The sequence below is a fragment of the Pseudomonas borbori genome (genome assembly GCF_900115555.1).
Taxonomy (GTDB): Bacteria; Pseudomonadota; Gammaproteobacteria; order Pseudomonadales; family Pseudomonadaceae; genus Aquipseudomonas; species Aquipseudomonas borbori.
Genome location: NZ_FOWX01000004.1, coordinates 125878 through 146964, shown reverse-complemented (window position 1 = coordinate 146964; position 21087 = coordinate 125878). Strand labels below are relative to the sequence as shown.

The following is a 21087-nucleotide window of genomic DNA, read 5'->3' as shown; positions in this document are numbered from 1 at the left end:
GGCAGCCTGGGCAACAGCCGCCGCGCAACCGGCGCAATTTATGTGTACCTGTTTAATTATTTTATGGAACAATAATCACCAATATTGAGAACAAAACACCATCCACGTGACTGCAAAGCGTCTCTTGGTCGTACGGCGACGCGCACCCACTGATTTTCCAAGAATCTTGATGTAGTATGCCGCGCCTTGGACTACAAGACTTTTCCCCCGGTCCGAAGCGGCTATCGAGTAGAGCTGAAGAGCTGAGCAGAGTGAGGCAAGTGATGACTGAACGCGTTCAAGTGGGTGGCCTGCAGGTCGCCAAAGTGCTGTTCGACTTCGTGAACAACGAAGCCATCCCCGGTACCGGCATCGCCGCCGACAAGTTCTGGACCGGCGTCGAGGCCGTGATCAACGAACTGGCCCCGAAAAACCGCGCCCTGCTGGCCAAGCGCGACCAGATCCAGGCGCAGATCGACGCCTGGCACCAGGCCCGCTCCGGTCAGGCTCATGATGCAGCCGCCTACAAGGCCTTCCTGCAGGAAATCGGTTACCTGCTGCCGCAGCCGGCCGACTTCCAGGTTAGCACCGCCAATGTCGACGAAGAAATCGCCCGCCTGGCCGGCCCGCAACTGGTAGTGCCGGTGATGAACGCGCGCTTCGCCCTCAACGCCTCCAATGCCCGCTGGGGCTCGCTGTACGATGCCCTCTACGGCACCGACGCGATCAGCGAGGAAGGCGGCGCCGAGAAGGGCCGCGGCTACAACAAGGTGCGCGGCGACAAGGTCATCGCCTTTGCCCGCGCCTTCCTCGACCAGGCCGCACCGCTGGCCGCCGGCTCCCACGTCGACGCCACCGGCTACCGCATCGAAGCCGGCAAACTGCTGGTCAGCCTCAAGGGCGGCAGCAACAGCGACCTGCTCGACGACAGCCAGCTGGCCGGTTTCCAGGGCGACGCCCAGGCGCCGATCGCCGTGCTGCTCAAGCACAACGGCCTGCACTTCGAAATCCAGATCGACGCCAGCACCCCGGTCGGCCAGACCGATGCCGCCGGGGTCAAGGACCTGCTGATGGAAGCGGCGCTGACCACCATCATGGACTGCGAAGACTCGATCGCCGCGGTCGATGCCGACGACAAGGTGGTGGTCTACCGCAACTGGCTGGGCCTGATGAAAGGCGACCTGGCCGAGAGCGTGACCAAGGGCGGCCAGACCTTCACCCGCACCATGAACCCGGACCGGGTCTACACCCAAACCGACGGCGGCGAGCTGACCCTGCACGGGCGCAGCCTGCTGTTCATCCGCAACGTCGGTCACCTGATGACCATCGACGCCATCGTCGACAGCCAGGGCTTCGAGGTACCGGAAGGCATCATGGACGGGCTGCTGACCAGCCTGATCGCCATCCACAACCTGAACGGCAACACCAGCCGCAAGAACACCCGCACCGGCTCGATCTACATCGTCAAGCCGAAGATGCACGGCCCGGAAGAAGTCGCCTTCACCAGCGAACTGTTCGGCCGCGTCGAGGACGTCCTCGGCCTGCCGCGCAACACCCTGAAAGTCGGCATCATGGACGAAGAGCGGCGCACCACGGTCAACCTCAAGGCCTGCATCAAGGCCGCCAGCGAGCGCGTGGTGTTCATCAACACCGGCTTCCTCGACCGCACCGGCGACGAGATCCACACCTCGATGGAAGCCGGCGCCATGGTGCGCAAGGCAGCCATGAAGAGCCAGAAGTGGATCGCCGCCTACGAAGACAACAACGTCGACGTCGGCCTGGCCTGCGGCCTGCAGGGCCGCGCACAGATCGGCAAGGGCATGTGGGCCATGCCCGACCTGATGGCGGCGATGCTCGAGCAGAAGATCGCCCACCCGCTGGCCGGCGCCAACACCGCCTGGGTCCCTTCGCCGACCGCCGCCGCGCTGCACGTGCTGCACTACCACCAGGTCGACGTGTTCGCCCGCCAGGCCGAACTGGCCCAGCGTGCGCCGGCGTCGCTGGACGACATCCTGAGCATCCCCCTGGCCGCCGAAACCAACTGGACGTCCGAGGAAATCCAGAACGAACTGGACAACAACTCGCAGGGCATCCTCGGCTACGTGGTGCGCTGGATCGACCAGGGCGTCGGCTGCTCCAAGGTGCCGGACATCAACGACATCGGCCTGATGGAAGACCGTGCCACCCTGCGCATCTCCAGCCAGCACATGGCCAACTGGCTGCGCCATGGCGTGGTTACCCAGGAGCAGGTGATCGAGAGCCTCAAGCGCATGGCCCCGGTGGTCGATCGGCAGAACGCCGGCGACCCGCTGTACCGCCCGCTGGCGCCGGACTTCGACAGCAACATCGCCTTCCAGGCCGCCCTGGAACTGGTGATCGAAGGCAGCAAGCAGCCCAACGGCTATACCGAGCCGGTGCTGCACCGCCGCCGCCGCGAATTCAAGGAAAAGAGCAAGGCGAAAAACGGCCTGTAATCGCCGCCGCAACACCGAGAAACCGCCCTTCTGGGCGGTTTTTTTATGTGCCATGTAGCCGTTATCTGCTGCATGAGAGATAAGGTTTTTGTGGGAGCGGCGTCCGGCCCCATGCGGCAAATCCCCACATTGCCGTATCAGCCCCAGACGACCTATAGTGGCACCTCTCTGTTTTGGCCCGCTCGCATGGCGCGCATCCAACCGCACCGACACCTGCTGACCCTCTGGCTCACCAGCCTGGCCTTGGTGTTTGCCGCGCTTATGCCAATGCCCGGGCAAACCGCCGGGGCGTCGGTTACCTGGACGCAAATGTGTACCGCGCGGGGCTACGTCCAGGTTGCCGTGGAGCAACCGGCGGACACGGGCGGCTCCCAACACTCGAGCAACCCCTGCCTGTGGTGCAGCCTGCATTGCAGCCAGGCGCAACTGCCCGGCAACACATTCGACCTGGCGCTGTTCGTCGCGCCGCGCCTCGGCATCACAGGCGCCAGGACAACCTTCCTCCCTCACCGCCGCACCTGGCCCGCGGCGCTCTCGCGCGCTCCTCCCCGGCAGGCCTGAAGTCCACCTGCACACAGCAACTATAAGCATCTGCTAACGCTAGTGGCCTGTACGGCTAGTTGGTTAACTCAAGTTCGGATGACTGAGGTTCTGAGACAAGGCGCTGCGACGAGTCATAGCTGGCTATGGCGAGGAGCAGCAACGCAGTATCAGGGCCTCAGGCGCCGAAATTGACTAATTGAACTAGCCACACAGGCCACTAACTGCCGGCGCGGCCATTGCCGCGCCGGCAGCCATGATTCGTGCCCGCTCGATAGCGGGCGCTTTGGGGAACCGCATGAACAGCAAGTACCTGGCCGGCCTGCTGGCCGGCATAGTCGGCGGCGCCAACGCCGCCGACGGCCAGCCGCACGCTCTGCACCTGGAGCCGACCACCATTACCGCCACCCGCGAGGCGCAGAAACTCAGCGAAATACCCGCCAGCGTGGTGCGCAGCGAAGGCCATGAGATTGCCGAACTGCGCCCCCGGCACCCCAGCGAAGTGCTCAACCGCATGCCCGGCGTGCGCCTGAGCAACCTGTCCGGCGAAGGCCACTCCACCGCCATTCGCCAGCCGCTGACCACCGCCCCTGTGTACCTGTTTCTCGAGGACGGCATTCCCACCCGCTCCACCGGCTTCTTCAACCACAACGCGCTCTACGAGATCAACGTGCCGCAGTCCGGCGGCCTCGAAGTCAGCAAGGGGCCGGGCAGCGCCCTCTATGGCTCCGATGCCATCGGCGGGATCGTCAACGTGCTCACTCCGGAGCCGCCACCCCAGGCCGAATTCGGTCTCTCCAGTGAAATCGGCAGTTACGGCTGGAAGCGCCTGCTGCTGGACGCCGGCGACTCCAACGAGCGCGACGGCTTTCGCGCCAGCCTCAATCTGACCCGCATGGACGGCTGGCAGGAACATGCCGGTTACGACCGACAGAGCGCCCTGCTGCGCTGGGATCGCCAGCAAAGCGACGCGCTGCGGGTGAAGACGGTGCTGTCCTACTCGCAGATCGACCAGGCCCATGTCGGCAGCCTCAATCAGGCCGAGTACCGCCACGACGAGCGGCACAACAACATCCCCTTCTCTACCCGTCAGGTCGAAGCACTGCGCATTTCCAGCGCCTTCGACTATGAACTGGACGCCAACAGCCTGTTGTCTTTCACCCCCTATTTTCGTGACAACAGCATGGACATCATCCCCAGCTGGTCGGTCAGCTACGACCCCAGCGACTACACCACCGCCAACCGCTCGTTCGGCTTTCTCAGCAAATACCGCGTCGACTTCGAGCCGCTGCGCACCCGCCTGATCGTCGGCCTGGACTACGACTACAGCCCCGGCTCGCGCGAGGAAGACTCGATCGCCCTGACGCGCACGAGCAACGCCCATGGCGCCACCGACTATCAACTCAACCAGGCCGTGGCGCCGGTACGCATCTACGACTACGACGTGACCTTCCAGAGCATCTCGCCCTACCTGCACGGCGAACTGTCGCCCAGCGACAAGCTGCGCCTGACCGCCGGCCTGCGCTACGACCGGATGCAGTACGACTACGACAACCGTTTCAACGGCGGCCAGGCCGGCGCCAGCCAGGGCGTGTCCGGCGCCTTCCCGGGCAATGGCTGGTACGGCCATGCCGGCGACGACAAGGTGCGCTACCGGCACCTGAGCCCCAAGCTCGGCGCCACCTATGCCTTCACTCCATCGCTGAGCGCCTTCGTCGCCTACAGCAACGCCTTCCGCGCGCCTTCGGAGAGCCAGGTGTTCCGTGGCTCGCGGGAAAGCAATGCGCTGCGGGCCCAGGCCGCCGCCGACGCCCTGCTCGATCTCAAGCCGGTGCTGGTGGACAACTACGAAATCGGCCTGCGCGGCTACGGCAAACGCCTGGACTACCAGGTTTCGCTGTACCACATGACGAAGAAGGACGACATCCTCAGTTTCCAGGATCCGCTGACCAACCAGCGCCGTGCGGTGAACGCCGGGGAAACCCTGCACCGCGGCATCGAGCTGGGCCTGGGCGTGCAACTGAGCGATGCCTGGCGCCTGGACAACAGCCTGTCCTACGCCAAGCACAGCTACGAGAAATGGTCGGTGTCCGACAGCCTCGACTACAGTGGCAAGGAGATGGAAGCGGCGCCCCGGGTGATCGGCAACAGCCGCCTCAACTACGCCCCAGCGGCCTTCAACGGCGGCCGGGTCGAGCTGGAATGGCAGCATCTGGGCAGCTATTGGCGCGATGCGGCCAACACCAGCAAATACGGTGGCCATGACCTGCTGCACCTGCGCGGCAACTACCTGTTCGACGCGCAGACGGAAGTCTTCGCCAGCCTCAGCAACCTGCTGGACAAGCGCTATGCGGAAACCTCCGGCTTGAACAACAGCGGCCCCACCTACAACGCCGGCCTGCCACGCAACCTCACGGTTGGCGTGCAACTGCGCTGGTAAAGGACAGACCCGATGAAACGACACACCCTATGCTGGCTGGTCCTGTTGCTGCTGAGCGGCCTCGCGCAGCTGGCCCTGGCCGCTGGCGGCGACCATGGCAAACACGGCGGCCAGCACGGCGAACTCGCCGTCGGCCTGGCCTCGGGCCCGGATGGCGCCCTCTATGCGGCACGGGTCGCACACGGCCACATCCAGATCCAGCGCAGCCAAGACGACGGCAACAGTTGGCAGGCCCACGCCCGGGTCAACCGGGACGCCGAAGCCATCGCGGCCGACGGCGAGAACCACCCGCAGCTGGCCGTGGGCACGGATGGCGCGCTCTATGTCAGCTGGTCGCGGCGCTTCGAGCAGCGCTTCACCGGCGATGTGCGTTTCGCCCGCGCCGACAATGGCCGCGACTTCAGTGCACCCATCACCGTGCACCGGGATCGCAGCCTGACCGGACACAGCTTCCAGCGCATGCACCTGGGCGCGGACGGGCGCCTGCAACTGGTCTGGATCGACGGCCGCGAGGGTATGGCCGCCAAGCAGGCCGATCGTGAGTACAGCGGATCGGCGCTGTATGCCACGCACTCGGATGACGGCGGGCGCAATTTTGCCGCCGAATACAAGCTGGCCGACCACTCCTGCCAGTGCTGCCGCCTGGCCCTCACCGAGGATAACGACGGCAGTCTGCTGCTGCTGTGGCGCCAGCTGTTCGCCAACAGCGAGCGCGACCATGCCCTGTTGCGCCTGCCCCGCCAAGGCGCGGCCGAGCCGCTGCAACGCGCCACCTTCGATGCCTGGCGCATAGATGCCTGCCCGCACCACGGCCCGTCGCTGGCGGTGGATGACGCCGGCAAGCGCCACGCGGTCTGGTTCAGCCCCCACGGCGAGGACGGCCCGCTGTTCTACGGCCAGCTCGCCCCGCAGGGGGTACAAGGCCAGCGGGCCGTCGGCGGGCCGCGCGCGGCGCATGCCAGCGTCGCCAGCCTGGGCCAGCGGGTGGTGCTGCTGTGGAAGGAATTCGACGGCGAACAGACCCAACTACTCGCGGAAATCTCCGACGACGGCGGCCGCAATTTCCGCCGTACAGCGCTGGCCCAGAGCAACGGCCCCTCCGACCACCCCCGCCTGTTGCGCCACGGCCAGCGGCTGCTGGCGTTCTGGCACAGCGAACAGCACGGCCTCAAAGGATACCCCCTGCCATGACCCACTTCTTCTCCCGCTGCCTGTACAGCCTCTGCCTGATCGCCAGCCTGGCCTGCGCCCAACCCTCGATCGAGGCGCTGAACAAGGAGCAGGCCCGCCTGCTCGTCGACCCCGGCCAATACCGGCAACCCACCCTGCTGGCGCTGTGGTCGCTGGAATGCGCCTACTGCAAGAAGAACCTCGCCCAGTTCGGCGAACTGCTGCGCCAGCACCCGGGCATCCAGCTGATCACCCTGGCCAGCGAACCGGCCGCCAGCGCTCATGCCGAGGCACTGGAAAAACTGGCAGTGCCCGGCCGCCACTTCGCCTACGGCAACGAAGCGCCCGAAGCCCTGGCCTTCGCCATCGATCCGAACTGGCGCGGCGAGCTGCCGCGCACCCTGCTGTTCGATGGCCAGGGTGGCCGCCAGGCACTGTCCGGGGTGATAGCGCCGCAGCGCGCCTTGCAGTTGCTTGGCCTGGAGTAAGCCTGAACCAGGCGAGCGACTTCGCCGACAGGGCGGACGGTCAGACCCGACTAGACTTACGTCCAATGGGCACCCTGACCGTTGCGGCAGACCATAGTCACTCACAGTTGCTTCGAGGCCGCGCGGCATGAGCAAATCGGACGCTTACACCCAGGCGGGCAAGACAGCGGTGCTGCAGAACATCCACGGCACCGTGGAGTTCCTGCAGAAATACCCCCCGTTCAACCAGATGGACCTGGCCCACCTGGCCTACCTGGTGGAAAACTGCCAGCTGCGCTTCTACAGCGCCGGCGAGACCATCATCAAGCCGACCGACGGCCCGGTCGAATACTTCTACATCGTCAAGCAGGGCCATGTGCATGGCGAGCGTCCACACTCGGCCAAGCGCGGCACGGAAACCACCTTCGAAATCACCAGCGGCGAATGCTTCCCGCTGGCGGCACTGATCGGCGAGCGCGCCACCCGCACCGAACACCTGGCCGCCGAAGACACCTTCTGCCTGCTGTTGAACAAGCCGGCCTTCGTCAAGCTGTTCGCGTTGTCCAACCCGTTTCGCGACTTCGCCCTGCGCGGGGTCAGCAGCCTGCTCGACCAGGTCAACCAGCAGGTACAGATGCGCGCGGTGGAAAGCCTGGGCGCGCAATATTCGCTGGACAGCCGCCTGGCTGAACTGGCCATGCGCCAGCCAATCAGCTGTACGCCGGCCACCCCGCTGCGCAAGGCCGTGCAACTGATGCACGAGCAGCACGTCGGCTGCATCGTCATCGTCGATCCGGCGCTCAAACCCTTGGGCATCTTCACCCTGCGCGACCTGCGCCGGGTGATCGCCGACGGCAGCTCGCTGGATCAGCCGATCGCCAGCCTGATGACGCTCGAGCCCTTCTACCTGCCGCCCGACGCCAGCGCCTTCGAGGCGGCGATCGCCATGACCGAGCGGCATATCGCCCATATCTGCCTGGTCGAGCACGAGCGCCTGTGCGGCGTGGTCTCCGAGCGCGACCTGTTCAGCCTGCAGCGGGTCGACCTGGTCCACCTGGCCCGCACCATCCGTCATGCCGGCACGGTCGAGACCCTGGCCGCGCTGCGCAGCGATATCCGCCAACTGGTCGAGCGCATGCTCGCCCACGGCGCCAGCTCGACCCAGATCACCCACATCATCACCCTGTTCAACGACCACAGCGTATGCCGGGTAATCGAACTGACCCTGGAAGACCTCGGCGACCCCGGCGTGCCCTTCACCTGGCTGTGCTTCGGCAGCGAAGGCCGCCGCGAGCAGACCCTGCACACCGACCAGGACAACGGCATCCTGTTCGAGGCCGCCGACTCGGTGACCGCCGCCGACATGCGCCGACGCCTGCTGCCGCTGGCCGTCGAGATCAACCAGCGCCTGGCCCAGTGCGGTTTCACCCTGTGCAAGGGCAACATCATGGCCGGCAACCCCGAGCTGTGCCTGTCGCGCCATGAATGGACGCGGCGCTTCAACAGTTTTATCGATGAGGCGACCCCGGAGAACCTGCTCAAATCGAGCATCTACTTCGACCTGCGGGTGGTCTGGGGCGATCCCCACGGCTGTGACCTGGTGCGCCAGGGTCTGCTCAAGCAGATCGCCGGCAACAGCCTGTTCCAACGCATGATGGCCGAAAACGCCCTGCGCCAGCGCCCGCCGGTCGGGCGCTTCCGCGATTTCGTGGTGGCCCGCAAGGGCGCCGAAAAGGACACCCTCGACCTCAAGGTGCAGGGCCTGACCCCCTTCGTCGACGGCGCCCGCCTGCTGGCCCTGGCCCACGGTATCGAGACCTGCAACACCCTGGAACGCCTGCGCGAGCTGATCGCCAAGGGCGTGATCGAACCGCTCGACGGCGCCGCCTATGAAGAGGCCTACCACTTCATCCAGCAGACGCGCATGCAACAGCATCAGCTGCAAGCCCAGCAGGATCGGCCCTACTCCAACCGCATCGATCCCGACAGCCTCAACCAGCTGGACCGACGCATCCTGCGCGAAGCCTTCCGCCAGGCCCAGCGCCTGCAAAGCAGCCTGGCCCTGAGGTACCAGCTATGAGCCAGTTCACCTGGTTCAGCGGCCGCGGCCCCGCGCTGCTCGAAGCGCAACTGGATCGGCGCATCGGCCTGGCCGAACCTGCCGCCCTCGACCACCGGCCGCTGGGCGAACAGCGCCTGGTGGTGCTCGACCTGGAGACCAGCGGTCTGGACATGAAACGCGACCGGTTGCTGTCGATTGGCGCGGTGGCGATAGACCGCGGCGCCATCGATTTCAGCCAACAATTCGAATGCACCCTGCACCGCCTCGACCACAAGGTCGGCCCCAGCGTGCTGATCCATGGCATCGCTCCGAGCGCGATCGCCAACGGCGTGGAACCCGCCGAAGCGCTGCTGGATTTCATGGAGTTCGTCGGCGACAGCCCGCTGCTGGCCTTCCACGCCGGGTTCGACCAACGCATGCTCGCGCGCGCCCTCAAGCAGAGCCTGGGCTACAGCCTGCGCCACCGTTTCTTCGATATCGCCGAACTGGCGCCGCTGCTCTGCCCGCAGGCCAAGCTCCCGCGCGGCGGCCTGGACGACTGGACCCGCTACTTCGGCCTGCAGGTACAGCAGCGCCACCACGCCAGCGCCGACGCCCTGGCAACTGCCGAGCTGGCCCTGATCCTGTTCAGCAAGGCGCGCCGGCAACAGCTCGACAGCCTGCTGGCCCTGCAGCAACGCCTGGCCAGCTGGCAGCGACGCCAGCGCGCGCATTCGCTGTAAGGCCTGGCCATTGGTGCGCATGGCGCACCCTAGCCGGCATTCGCCGCACCTCGTAGGGTGCGCCGCGCGCACCGCAACACCGTGGCCCGGATTGCATCCGGTCTACCTGAACCCTGTAGGGTGGATGACGCTCTTTTCATCCACCATGGACGAGCCTACAGATCGCGCATCAGCAAGCCGTACTGCAACTGCACCTCGGCCGGCAGCGGCAGATAGAGCACATGGCCGTCGCCGGGGGCGACCTGCATACCCTGGCCCTGGCGGTTTTCCAGGTGATCGAGGCTGAAGCGCAGGTTGCCTTGGGGCGTCATCAGCTCCAGGCCATCGCCGAGGGCGAAGCGGTTCTTCACCCGCACCTCGGCCAGCTCGCCGCGCCGTTCGCCGGTCAGCTCGCCGACGAACTGCTGCTGCTCGGACACCGAGCTGCCGCGCTCGTAGTTCTGGTATTCGTCGTGCACGTGACGACGCAGAAAGCCCTCGGTGTAGCCGCGATGGGCCAGGGATTCCAGAGTGCCCAGCAATGACTTGTCGAACGGCCTGCCGGCCACGGCATCGTCGATCGCCTTGCGGTAGACCTGGGCGGTGCGCGCCACGTAGTAGTGGGATTTGGTCCGGCCCTCGATCTTCAGCGAATGCACGCCCATCTGCACCAGGCGCTCGACATGCTGCACCGCGCGCAGATCCTTGGAGTTCATGATGTAGGTGCCGTGCTCGTCCTCGTAGGCGGCCATCTGCTCGCCGGGACGGCTGCCGTCCTCCAACAGGAACACCTGCTCGGTCGGCGCGCCTACGCCCAGGGTCGGTTCGACGAGGCGCACGATATCGCCCAGCTCGTTCTCCTGCGCCGGCTCGGCCTTGTACTGCCAGCGGCAGGCGTTGGTGCAACTGCCCTGATTGGGATCGCGCTTGTTGATATAGCCGGACAGCAGGCAGCGCCCGGAATAGGCCATGCACAGCGCGCCGTGGACGAACACCTCGAGTTCCATGCCCGGCACTTCGCCGCGGATCTCGGCGATTTCTTCCAGCGACAACTCGCGCGACAAAATCACTCGACTCAAGCCCTGCTGTTGCCAGAACTTGACGCTGGCCCAGTTCACCGCATTGGCCTGCACCGACAGGTGGATCGGCATCTGTGGGTAATGCTCGCGCACCAGCATGATCAGGCCGGGGTCGGACATGATCAGCGCATCCGGCCCCATCAACACCACCGGCAGCAGGTCCCTGAGGAAGGTCTTCAGCTTGGCATTGTGCGGCGCGATATTGACCACCACGTAGAACTGCTTGCCCTGGGCATGAGCCTCGGCAATGCCGAGCGCCAAGTTGGCGTGATCGAACTCGTTGTTGCGCACCCGCAGGCTATAACGCGGTTGCCCGGCATACACCGCATCGGCCCCGTAGGCGAAGGCATAGCGCATGTTCTTCAGGGTGCCGGCTGGGGACAGCAGTTCGGTATGACGGGGTGCAGAAACCATATGCCGCAGGCTCGAGAATCCAGGAGGGGGCGCGATTCTAAGCACGCAGCTGGCAACCGGCCTTGATCTGCATCTATAAAAAACCGGAATCCTGCACACAGCAAAACGCCCCGTTTCCGGGGCGTCCTGTTTAGCGCTCTAGCACTCAGTGATCGATCGCGGCACCTGCACCACGCGGGATGCGGATGTCTTCGATGATGTGCTGGATATGCTCCGGCGGTGCAGCGGTAACCGTGGATACTGCGATGGCAGCGATGAAGTTGAAGATCATGCCCAGGGTACCGATGCCTTCAGGCGAGATACCGAACCACCAGTCAGCCGGCCCGGCAGTCGGGAAGATGAACTTGTAGTAGACGATATAGCTGAAGGTGAAGGCCAAACCGACCACCATGCCGGCGATCGCGCCTTCCTTGTTCATCTTCTTGGAGAAAATCCCCATGACGATGGCCGGGAAGAACGAGGCCGCCGCCAGACCGAAGGCGAACGCCACCACCTGCGCGACGAAGGCCGGCGGGTAGATGCCGAACAGACCGGCGACCACTACCGCCACACCGGCGGCAACCCGCGCGGCGAGCAACTCCTTCTTCTCGCTGATGTTGGGCATCAGGTTGCTCTTGAGCAGGTCGTGCGAGATCGAGGTGGAGATTACCAGCAGCAAGCCCGCGGCAGTCGACAGTGCCGCCGCCAGACCACCGGCAGCGATCAGCGCGACCACCCAGCCCGGCAGGTTGGCGATTTCCGGGTTGGCCAACACCATGATGTCGCGGTCCACGTACAGCTCGGTAGCCGCTTCGCTCGGGGCATTGGTCACCATGCGCTCACCGTTGACACCACGCTCGGGGCCGAAGGTCGGCGCACCGGCGAACGGAGCACCCGGGCCGTACTGGATCTTGCCGTCGCCGTTCTTGTCCAGCCAGGCGATCAGACCGGATTTCTCCCAGTTGGTCACCCACTGTGGCGCTTCGCTGTAGCTGGTTTCCGGAATGCTGCTGAGCAGGTTGATCCGGGCAAAAGCGGCGATAGCAGGAGCGGTGGTGTAGAGGATGGCGATGAACAGCAGGGCATAACCGGCGGACAGACGCGCCGCACGCACGGTCGGGGTGGTGAAGAAGCGTACGATCACGTGCGGCAGACCGGCGGTACCGACCATCAGCGCCATGGTGATGAAGAACACGTCGATGGTCGACTTGCTGCCATCGGTGTAGGTGGCGAAGCCCAGTTCGGTACTCAGACCGTTGAGGCGTTCGAGTACGGACTGGCCGGTGCCCACCACTTCGCTACCGAAGCCCAGCTGCGGGATCGGGTTGCCGGTGATCATCATCGAGATGTAAATCGCCGGCACCATGTAGGCGAAGATCATCACGCAGTACTGCGCCACCTGGGTGTAGGTGATGCCCTTCATGCCGCCCAGCACCGAGTAGAAGAACACGATGCACATGCCGATCACTACGCCGGTGTTGATGTCCACTTCCAGGTAGCGGGAGAAGACGATACCGACGCCGCGCATCTGCCCGGCCACGTAGGTGAAGGAGATGAAGATCACGCACACCACCGCCACCAGACGCGCGGTCTGCGAGTAATAACGCTCGCCGATGAAATCCGGCACGGTGAACTTGCCGAACTTGCGCAGGTAGGGCGCCAGGCACATGGCCAGGAGCACGTAACCGCCGGTCCAGCCCATCAGGTAGACGCTGCCGTCCAGACCGATGAAGGAGATGATCCCGGCCATCGAGATGAACGAGGCGGCCGACATCCAGTCGGCGCCGGTGGCCATGCCGTTGAGGATCGGGTGCACGCCCTTGCTGGCGACGTAGTATTCGCTGGTGGAACCGGCACGGGTCCACAGGGCGATGCCGATATAAAGCGCGAAGGTCGCGCCGACGAACAGGTAGATCAGAGTTTGGGTATCCATGCTCGGCGCCTTATTCTTCGTGGACGTCGTGTTTGCGGTCGTACTGATTCATCTTCCACACGTAGAAGAAAATCATTAGGACAAACACATAGATTGACCCCTGCTGGGCAAACCAGAAGCCCAGAGGGAAGCCGAAGAACTGAATGGCATTGAGCTGGTCGACGAACAGAATCCCTGCGCCGAACGACACTGCGAACCAGACGGCCAGCAGGGTCAACATCAGTCGCAGGTTATCTTTCCAGTAGGCCTTGGCGGCCTCTTGCTTGGATACGGACATGTGAGGGACTCCTCGTTTTTGTTGTTTTGACCCTTGCAACTTAGCAGTCCCAGTGGTGACCGCCAGTGAGACTTTGGTCGAGTGCCCCCGCCCTGCCACTTGCAGACCGCGGACAAGCCCCCATTTGCGCGACGTTCAGGCACACAACCCGAGCCGCCGGGCGCCGCCGCCCCTACCAAGGTCGAATGCGCGGCAGCCGCTCAAGTCCGGGATTGGCGGGCAAAACGACGGCCGCCGTAGCGGCTGCGCCTGCAACCGGTAACCTTCGGCCGGTTTTCCGGTCCATACAGCTATGCACCTCTGCCTCGGGAGCCCGCCATGAACCGTCCCATCCGCCTTGGCCTGATCCTCCTGCTCAGCCTGTGCGGCCCCGCGCTGCAGGCCGCGCAGGTGCAGTACTACCCGTTGCCGGCGGGCGCCGGCCCGCATGACGTGGCACCGGCGGCGGATGGCCGGGTCTGGTACAGCGCGCAACGCCAGGGCGCCCTGGGCCGCCTCGACCCGCAAAGTGGAGCGACCGAACAGGTGCCGCTGGGTCCGGGCTCGGCCCCCCATGGGGTGATCGTCGATGACCAGGGCGCAGCCTGGGTCACCGACAGCGGCCTCAACGCCATCGTCCGGGTCGATGGCAGCAGCCTCGCCATCGACGTCTTCCCCCTGCCGCCCAGCGCGGCCCAGGCCAACCTGAATACCGCCGCGTTCGATCCACAGGGACGCCTCTGGTTTACCGGGCAGAACGGCTTCTACGGCCGCCTCGACCCGGCCAGCGGACAGATCGAGGTCTGGCCGGCGCCGCTGGGCCGCGGCCCCTATGGCATAACCGCGACCGCGGACGGCAGCGTCTGGTACGCCTCGCTGGCCGGCAACCATATCGCCCGCATCGACCCGCTCAGCGGCGCGGCCACGGTGATCCAGCCGCCCACCGAGGACCAGGGCGCCCGGCGCATCTGGGGCGACTCGCACGGCCACCTGTGGATCAGCGAGTGGAACAGCGGCCAGGTCAGTCGCTACGCCCCTGAGGCGCACAGCTGGCATAGCTGGAAACTCCCGGGCCACGCGCCGCGCGCCTACTCGGTGTATGTCGATGAGCGGGATCAGGTCTGGCTGACCGACTTCGCGGCCAATGCCATCGTGCATTTCGATCCGGTCCGGGAACGCTTCCAGAGCTACCCCAGCGACCGCCCCAACGCCAACGTGCGGCAGATGCTCGGCCGTCCGGGCGAGGTCTGGGGCGCCGAATCGGGCACCGACCGGCTGGTGGTCATTCGTTATTGAGCCATGCAACCGCCGGGCGAACGCAGTACTCTTTCGACGAACCTGATTCAGGAGGCAGCATGTCCAGCCCCAGCATGACCCTGTTCTACTCGCCCAGCTCGCCCTTCGTGCGCAAGGTCATGCTGCTGTTGCACGAGACCGGCCAGCTCGACCGGGTCGCCCTGCAGGAGGTGCAACTGAGCCCGACCAACCCTAGCGCGGCGGTCAATGCGCAGAACCCGGCCGGCAAGATTCCCGCGTTACGCCTGGCCGACGGCAACGTGCTGCACGACAGCCGGGTGATCCTCGACTACCTCGACCAGCAACATGTGGGTGACCCGCTGATCCCGTCGCAGGGGCCGGCGCGCTGGCGGCGCCTGACCCTCGCCGCGCTGGCCGATGCGATCCTCGACGCCGCCGTGCTGATCCGCTACGAGACCTTTCTGCGCCCGTCGGAAAAACGCTGGGAACAATGGCAGGAGGGGCAGCAGGCAAAGATCGAGCGCGCCCTGCAGCAGTTCGAGAACGAGGCGATTGCCGAGCTGGCCTGCCACTTCGACATCGCCGCGATCGGCGTCGCCTGCGCCCTCGGCTACCTGGATCTGCGTCAGCCGCAACTGGGCTGGCGCGAACGCTTCCCGCAACTGGCGGCCTGGTATGCCGAGGTCAGCCAGCGGCCATCGATGCAGGCGACCCGACCACCGGCCTGAGCCACCGCAACCACTCTTCGCAGGAGCCAGGGGGACGCCGAGCCCTTGCTGGCTCCTGCATGCCAACCAAGGACGGCACCATGAAAAAACTCGCACTGCCACTGATCACCCTGCTGGCGTTCGGCGCCTACACCCTCTACGTGATGTTGCAGGCCGAACAGTCGCTGCTGCAATTCGGCCTGCAACTGATGTCCAGCGCAGACACCGCCCAGGTGCTGATCGACCTGTACATACTCGCCACCCTGGCCTGCGTGTGGATGTACCGCGACGCCAAGGCGCGGGGTAAATCCCTGGTTTATCTGCTGCCGTTCCTTGTCCTGACCGCCGTGTTCGTGTCGGTCGGCCCACTGCTCTATCTGGTGGCCAAGGCCCTGGGCAAAGACAGCCCGGCCTGCCGTCATCCCCAAGAGGATATTTAACGCCCCTCTCTTTTATCAAGAGAGCCAACCCAGGTAGTTTTTCGACGGTCTGCTAAGGGTGTTCGCCGCGAATGTACTGTTCCAGTTGCTGGATCAGGCCGGCCTGCTCGGCGATGGTGTGCTTGACCAGGTCACCGATCGACAGCAGGCCGATCAGCTCGCCCTCGGCCACTACCGGCAGATGGCGCAGATGGCGGTCGGTCATCAGTTGCATGCAAAACTGCAAACTGTCCCGCGGGCCGACCGTGACCACCTCGCTGGTCATGATCTCGCTGATTTTGCTGCCGAAGGCCGAGCGCTGCAGCAACTCGATCTTGCGCACATAATCGCGCTCGCTGACGATTCCCACCAGGCGGCCCTGTTTCAGCACCAGCAACGCGCCTATACCCTTCTCGGCCAGCAGCTTGACCGCGTCTAACACCAGGGTATCGGGGCCGACGCTATGGACGGCGGCCTGCGCCTTGGCTCTAAGCATCTCGGCAACGGTTTTCATGCAGTGGCTCCCACTCTGCGGCTTATCGGACATTGAGGATAATGCGCGGATCGGTCCTGGTCGCCAAGCCGCTGCAGCGATCACAAACTGAACATTGCTCGCCCCCACGCTCCGCGCGGGTATGCCGTCCGAAAATATGCGCCATGGACGCCCCTGCTTGTGGCCGATCACGGGCGACAGACCGCGACAGGGCGGTCACGGGATATTCAGTCCAGCCTGAAGCGCCCGGTATTCTGCGCCAGCCCCTGGCTGCCGCGGCGCAAGTGCTCGGCGGCTTCGCTCACCGCCTGGGCGCCGTCGAGCATGGCGCTGGCGCCCTGGTCGACCTGCTGGATATTGCCGCTGACCTCGTCCGCGGTGGCCGCCTGCTGTTCGGCGGCGGTGGCGATCTGCGCCAGGCGGTCGCTGACCCGCTGCACCGACTCGACGATCCCGGCCAGGTCCTCGCCCATGGCCAGCACGCTGCCGACATCGCCCTCGGCCTGCAGCACGGCCGCTTCCATCAAACTGACCGACTGGCCGACCACCCGGTGCAGGTCGGCCACGGTCTGGGCGATTTCCGCGGTGGAGTTCTGTGTGCGCTGCGACAGCGAGCGCACCTCGTCGGCGACCACGGCGAAGCCGCGGCCCTGCTCGCCGGCGCGCGCCGCCTCGATGGCGGCATTGAGCGCCAGCAGGTTGGTCTGTTCGGCAATGCCCTTGATCACATCGACCACCCGGGTGATCTGCTCGGTCTGCATGCGCAGTTGCTGCAGGGTCGCCGCGCTGTCGCCCAGGCGGCTGCCGAGCTGGCGCATGCTGGCGCTGGTGCGCACGCTGCGCTGGTTGCTCTGGTTGGCGATCTCGCGGGTTTGCCCGGCTTCCACCGCGGCCTCCTCGCAGCTTTGTGCCACGCTTTGCGCGGTGGCGGCCATCTGCGTGGCGGCGGTGGCGATCTGGCTCATCTGTCCCTGCTGCTGCTCCACCGCCGCCAGCGCGCTCTGCGCCTGGCTGCTGAGCAGCTGCACGGTGCCGCCGAGGCTCTGGCTTTCCCGATCGACGCCCTGCAGCGAGCCGCGCAACTGGGCGACCGCGGCATTCAGCGCGGTGGCGATGCTCGCCAGATCGTCTGCGCCATGCACCTGCATGTGCACGCGCAAGTCGCCGTCACGCAGGCCTTGCGCGGCGGCGATGATGCCGGCGGTGCTGCGCCGAATCGAGGCATTCAGGCACAACAGCACATAGAGCGCCAACAGGGTCAGCACGCCGAACACGGCGATCACCTGCCACATTTCGCGCTGCGCCTGCTGGCGGTAGTCGCCCAGGCTCAGGGCGAACTGCTGGTACAAGGCCTGCTGCAGGTCCGTCAGCTGCGCCTGCAAGGCGTCGACCCGCTCGATGAACTGTTGCGGGCTCAAGGCCATGGGGCTGGTCTCGAACATGTCGCGGTCGATCTCCAGAAGAAACCTGTCGAAACCTTGCTCGGCCTCGGCAAACGAGGCCTGCAAATCGCCCATCGACGCCGCCGTCTGCGGGCCGAGGGTCGCACGCGCCTTGATCAACTGGCCGCGCGACTCGTCCAGGGCGCGGCGCAGATCGCGGATCAGCACCCGGCTCTGCAGGGTGAAATGCTGCGAGAAGACCGCGCCATAACCCTGGCTGGCGAAGCTACCGAGACGCTCCTGCAGGCGCGGCAGGGTGAAGGTCAGTTGCTCCATCATCAGGTAGGTGTCGAGGTTCGGGTCGAGAATCAAACCGCTGTCGGTGGCCACCTGTTCACGTAGCGCCATCAGTTGCAACAGGGTCTTTTGGTAACGCTCCAGGGCATCCGGTAGCGCCATCTTGCCCAGCGCCGCCACACTCAGCTCGGCGCGCAGCCCTTGCAGGGCAGTCAATTGCGTACGCGCCTGGGCGCTCGACGACGCACTCGCCAGCAGGGTCGCGGCCTGCTCCAGCGCCTGATCGAGGTCGCTCGCGCGTTGTTCCAGGAGTGCCTTGGCCGGCTGGTCGGTGCCCTTCCAGCGCGCCAACAAGGTGCGCTGTGCGATCAGCTCACGCTGCACCGAACCCAGCGCCTGCACCCCGTGCATGCCTTCCAGCTCGTGGTCTATCAGGCTCAGGCGGGCCAGGTGATCGCTGGTGATCACCCACAACGCATAGCCCAACGGCAGGACGAACAAGACGAACAGCAGCTGAAATTTACGCGCGAAGCTGAACCGCTCCAGTACGCGCACACCCGGCTTGAGTACTCCAGTCATAACGACACCCCAACGAGTCCATGCACACCTGGCAGCAGGTGTGGCAAAGAACACCATCTAGCAAGAATTACGCCGGGCTACTCGAGTCAGGACTTGTGAAAAAATCGAGCGCCATAGCGCAACGCCGCAGCGAGGGATTTTCACAAGCTATCAGCTCAGGCAAGCAGCACGGACGGCTGCTTGCAGCATAGGCCAATAACGTTTCAGCACTGCGGCTGATTGGCGGTATAGCGCTGCGCCGGATTGATCGCCACGTCGAACTCACGCAAGGCGCTGGTGCCGATCAGCAGCGGATAATCGAAGTGGCTGCGGTCGGTGAGGTTGACCTCGACGGTGCGCAGCTGGTTACCCAGGCAGAGTTGCATATCGACCACCGGGCGCTTGGCCAGCGCCGGGCTGCTGGCTGCCCCCTGCTCCTCGGCGCGGCTCTTGATTTCGCTGATCCGCGCCAGGGGCTGCTCGAACAGGGTGTCGTCGGCCTTCTCGGTAGCCAGGCGGAAACGCACCCAATCCTCACCGTTGCGCTGGAACTGCTCGATGTCCTTGGCCGACAGCGAGGCGGTCAGCGCACCGGTGTCCATCTTGGCTTTCAGGGTCTGGCCGACTTGCGGCAACTCGATGTATTCGTAGCGCCCGTAGAGCGTCGGCTGATTGGCCAGCGCCGGCAAAGCGACCAGGACCAGGAGTGCAGCAACAATCTTCATAATCTGTCAGTGCTCCGTAAAAACGTCAGGAACTCCGACAGGCCCCACGGCGGATGGTTCGACCGGCTGTCGGCCGACACGGCCCCGAGGCCGGTTGAGGCGAGCTGCCCCCGGTCGCACCAACAGTAACGCCGGCGCCCCCGCCTGCTACACTGCGCGCCATTTCGATTTACAGGCCTGAACCGTGACCCACACCGCTTTCTCCTCACTGCCGCTGTCCGCCGCCATGCTGGCCAACCTCGAGTCGCTCGGTTACACGGCGATGACGCCGATTCAGGCGCAGAGCCTGCCGGTGATGCTCAAGGGCATGGACCTGATCGCCCAGGCCAAGACCGGCAGCGGCAAGACCGCGGCCTTCGGCATCGGCCTGCTCAACCCGCTCAATCCGCGCTACTTCGGCTGCCAGGCGCTGGTGCTGTGCCCGACCCGCGAACTGGCCGACCAGGTGGCCAAGGAAATCCGCCGCCTGGCCCGTGGCGCCGACAACATCAAGGTCCTGACCCTGTGCGGCGGCGTGCCCTTCGGCCCGCAGATCGGCTCGCTGGAGCACGGCGCGCAGATCATCGTCGGCACCCCGGGACGCATCCAGCAGCACCTGGCCAAGGGCACCCTGAAGCTCGACGGCCTCAACACCCTGGTGCTCGACGAAGCCGACCGCATGCTCGACATGGGCTTCTACGACAGCATCGCCGAGATCATCGGCCAGACCCCGAGCAAGCGGCAGACCCTGTTGTTCTCCGCCACCTACCCGTCGAGCATCAAGCAGTTGTCCGCGGCCTTCATGCGCGACCCGCAGCAGGTCAAGGCCGAGGCCCTGCACGACGACGCGCAGATCGAGCAGCGCTTCTACGAGATCGACCCGGAGCAACGCATGGACGCGGTGGTCAAGCTGCTCGCCAGCTTCCGTCCCGAGTCCTGCGTGGCCTTCTGCTTCACCAAGCAGCAGTGCCAGGAAGTGGTCGACCACCTCGCCGCCAACGGTATTTCCGCCGCGGCACTCAATGGCGACCTGGAACAACGCGACCGCGACCAGGTGCTGGCGATGTTCGCCAACCGCAGCCTGTCGGTACTGGTGGCCACCGATGTGGCCGCCCGCGGCCTGGACATCGACGCCCTGGACATGGTGATCAACGTCGAACTGGCGCGCGATTCGGAAATCCACATCCACCGCGTCGGCCGCACCGGCCGCGCCGGCGAGAAAGGCATGGCCATGAGCCTGGTCGCCCCCGCCGAGGGCCATCGCGCCCAGGCCATCGAGACCCTGCAGAAGAGCCCGCTCAACTGGCACCCGCTCAGCAGCCTCAAGGCCAAGGCCGGCGAACCCCTGCAACCGCCGATGATCACCCTGTGCATCGGTGGCGGACGCAAGGACAAGGTCCGCCCCGGCGACATCCTCGGCGCCCTCACCGGCGAGGCCGGCATCCCCGGCAGCCAGGTCGGCAAGATCGCCATCTTCGACTTCCAGGCCTATGTCGCGGTCGAACGCAGCATGGCCAAACAGGCCCTGAAACGCCTGAGCGAAGGCAAGATCAAAGGTCGCTCGCTGCGCGTACGCACGCTGTAAGGCACTCGCCTGCGATCGCCATGGCCATAGCTTTGGTCTTGAGAGCAGCCCTGCGGCCTGCATTCGCCGCGGGGCGCGCCTCCCACAACAGCCCGACGATACCCACGTACCTGTAGGAGGCCCGACCTCGGGGCGATGCTCTTGCTTTTGCTCTCTGCCCCAAAGCAGCAGCCCTGCGGCCCGCATTCGCC

17 protein-coding genes are annotated in these 21087 nt (G+C 65.3%); 11 read left to right on the top strand and 6 right to left on the bottom strand.

The window, feature by feature from the left end; genetic code table 11:
- Positions 1-263 precede the first annotated feature (263 nt).
- The 7 genes from BM315_RS04375 to BM315_RS04345 all read left to right on the top strand — a co-directional run bounded on the left by BM315_RS04375 (position 264) and on the right by BM315_RS04345 (position 9854).
- Positions 264-2453 carry a malate synthase G gene (locus BM315_RS04375; protein ID WP_090498205.1) on the top strand — a complete coding sequence of 730 codons (2190 nt, stop codon included), beginning with the start codon at positions 264-266 and terminating at the stop codon, positions 2451-2453.
- 186 nt (positions 2454-2639) lie between these two features.
- Positions 2640-3014: a DUF2946 domain-containing protein gene (locus BM315_RS04370; protein WP_170862160.1), complete on the top strand. Its 375-nt coding sequence runs from the start codon at positions 2640-2642 to the stop codon at positions 3012-3014.
- 277 nt (positions 3015-3291) lie between these two features.
- On the top strand, positions 3292-5433 hold the full coding sequence (locus tag BM315_RS04365; RefSeq protein ID WP_090498200.1) for a TonB-dependent receptor: 2142 nt from the start codon (positions 3292-3294) through the stop codon (positions 5431-5433).
- Between the two features lie 12 nt (positions 5434-5445).
- Positions 5446-6624: a sialidase family protein gene (locus tag BM315_RS04360; RefSeq protein WP_090498198.1), complete on the top strand. Its 1179-nt coding sequence runs from the start codon at positions 5446-5448 to the stop codon at positions 6622-6624.
- Positions 6621-7091 carry a TlpA family protein disulfide reductase gene (locus BM315_RS04355; protein WP_090498196.1) on the top strand — a complete coding sequence of 157 codons (471 nt, stop codon included), beginning with the start codon at positions 6621-6623 and terminating at the stop codon, positions 7089-7091. The genes BM315_RS04360 and BM315_RS04355 overlap by 4 nt, the downstream gene beginning before the upstream one ends.
- A 127-nt stretch (positions 7092-7218) precedes the next feature.
- Entirely contained in the window at positions 7219-9150 is a 1932-nt protein-coding gene (locus BM315_RS04350; RefSeq protein WP_090498194.1) for a putative nucleotidyltransferase substrate binding domain-containing protein, read from the top strand.
- Positions 9147-9854 (top strand): 3'-5' exonuclease, encoded by a 708-nt coding sequence (locus BM315_RS04345; protein ID WP_090498191.1) that lies wholly within the window; start codon positions 9147-9149, stop codon positions 9852-9854. Before BM315_RS04350 ends, BM315_RS04345 begins: the two co-directional genes overlap by 4 nt.
- 155 nt (positions 9855-10009) lie before the next feature.
- Here the strand turns inward: BM315_RS04345 and trhP are convergent, their stop codons facing one another.
- The 3 genes from trhP to BM315_RS04330 form a co-directional block, all read right to left on the bottom strand.
- A complete protein-coding gene (gene trhP, locus BM315_RS04340; RefSeq protein ID WP_090498189.1) occupies positions 10010-11326 on the bottom strand; it encodes a prephenate-dependent tRNA uridine(34) hydroxylase TrhP in 1317 nt (438 codons plus the stop codon).
- Positions 11327-11471: 145 nt separating this feature from the next.
- Positions 11472-13238 carry a sodium:solute symporter family protein gene (locus BM315_RS04335; protein WP_090498187.1) on the bottom strand — a complete coding sequence of 589 codons (1767 nt, stop codon included), beginning with the start codon at positions 13236-13238 and terminating at the stop codon, positions 11472-11474.
- Positions 13239-13248: 10 nt separating this feature from the next.
- On the bottom strand, positions 13249-13515 hold the full coding sequence (locus BM315_RS04330; RefSeq protein WP_090498185.1) for a DUF4212 domain-containing protein: 267 nt from the start codon (positions 13513-13515) through the stop codon (positions 13249-13251).
- A gap of 318 nt (positions 13516-13833) precedes the next feature.
- Here BM315_RS04330 and BM315_RS04325 point away from each other — a divergent pair, with 318 nt between their 5' ends.
- From BM315_RS04325 to BM315_RS04315, 3 genes are all read left to right on the top strand, one after another.
- On the top strand, positions 13834-14790 hold the full coding sequence (locus BM315_RS04325; RefSeq protein WP_090498183.1) for a Vgb family protein: 957 nt from the start codon (positions 13834-13836) through the stop codon (positions 14788-14790).
- Positions 14791-14849: 59 nt separating this feature from the next.
- A complete protein-coding gene (locus tag BM315_RS04320; RefSeq protein WP_090498181.1) occupies positions 14850-15479 on the top strand; it encodes a glutathione S-transferase family protein in 630 nt (209 codons plus the stop codon).
- Between the two features lie 80 nt (positions 15480-15559).
- Positions 15560-15898 (top strand): DUF2834 domain-containing protein, encoded by a 339-nt coding sequence (locus tag BM315_RS04315; protein WP_090498353.1) that lies wholly within the window; start codon positions 15560-15562, stop codon positions 15896-15898.
- A 52-nt stretch (positions 15899-15950) separates the two neighbouring features.
- On the opposite strand, the gene BM315_RS04310 is transcribed toward BM315_RS04315, so the two are convergent.
- The 3 genes from BM315_RS04310 to rloA2 all read right to left on the bottom strand — a co-directional run bounded on the left by BM315_RS04310 (position 15951) and on the right by rloA2 (position 19332).
- A complete protein-coding gene (locus tag BM315_RS04310; protein WP_090498179.1) occupies positions 15951-16391 on the bottom strand; it encodes a CBS domain-containing protein in 441 nt (146 codons plus the stop codon).
- A gap of 206 nt (positions 16392-16597) precedes the next feature.
- A complete protein-coding gene (locus BM315_RS04305; protein WP_090498178.1) occupies positions 16598-18628 on the bottom strand; it encodes a methyl-accepting chemotaxis protein in 2031 nt (676 codons plus the stop codon).
- A gap of 203 nt (positions 18629-18831) precedes the next feature.
- Positions 18832-19332, bottom strand: coding sequence for a retropepsin-like aspartic peptidase RloA2 (gene rloA2, locus BM315_RS04300; protein WP_090498176.1), 501 nt, complete (start codon positions 19330-19332; stop codon positions 18832-18834).
- A gap of 184 nt (positions 19333-19516) precedes the next feature.
- On the opposite strand from rloA2, the gene dbpA reads away from it, so the two are divergent.
- On the top strand, positions 19517-20896 hold the full coding sequence (gene dbpA / locus BM315_RS04295; protein ID WP_090498174.1) for an ATP-dependent RNA helicase DbpA: 1380 nt from the start codon (positions 19517-19519) through the stop codon (positions 20894-20896).
- The last annotated feature ends 191 nt before the right edge of the window (positions 20897-21087 follow it).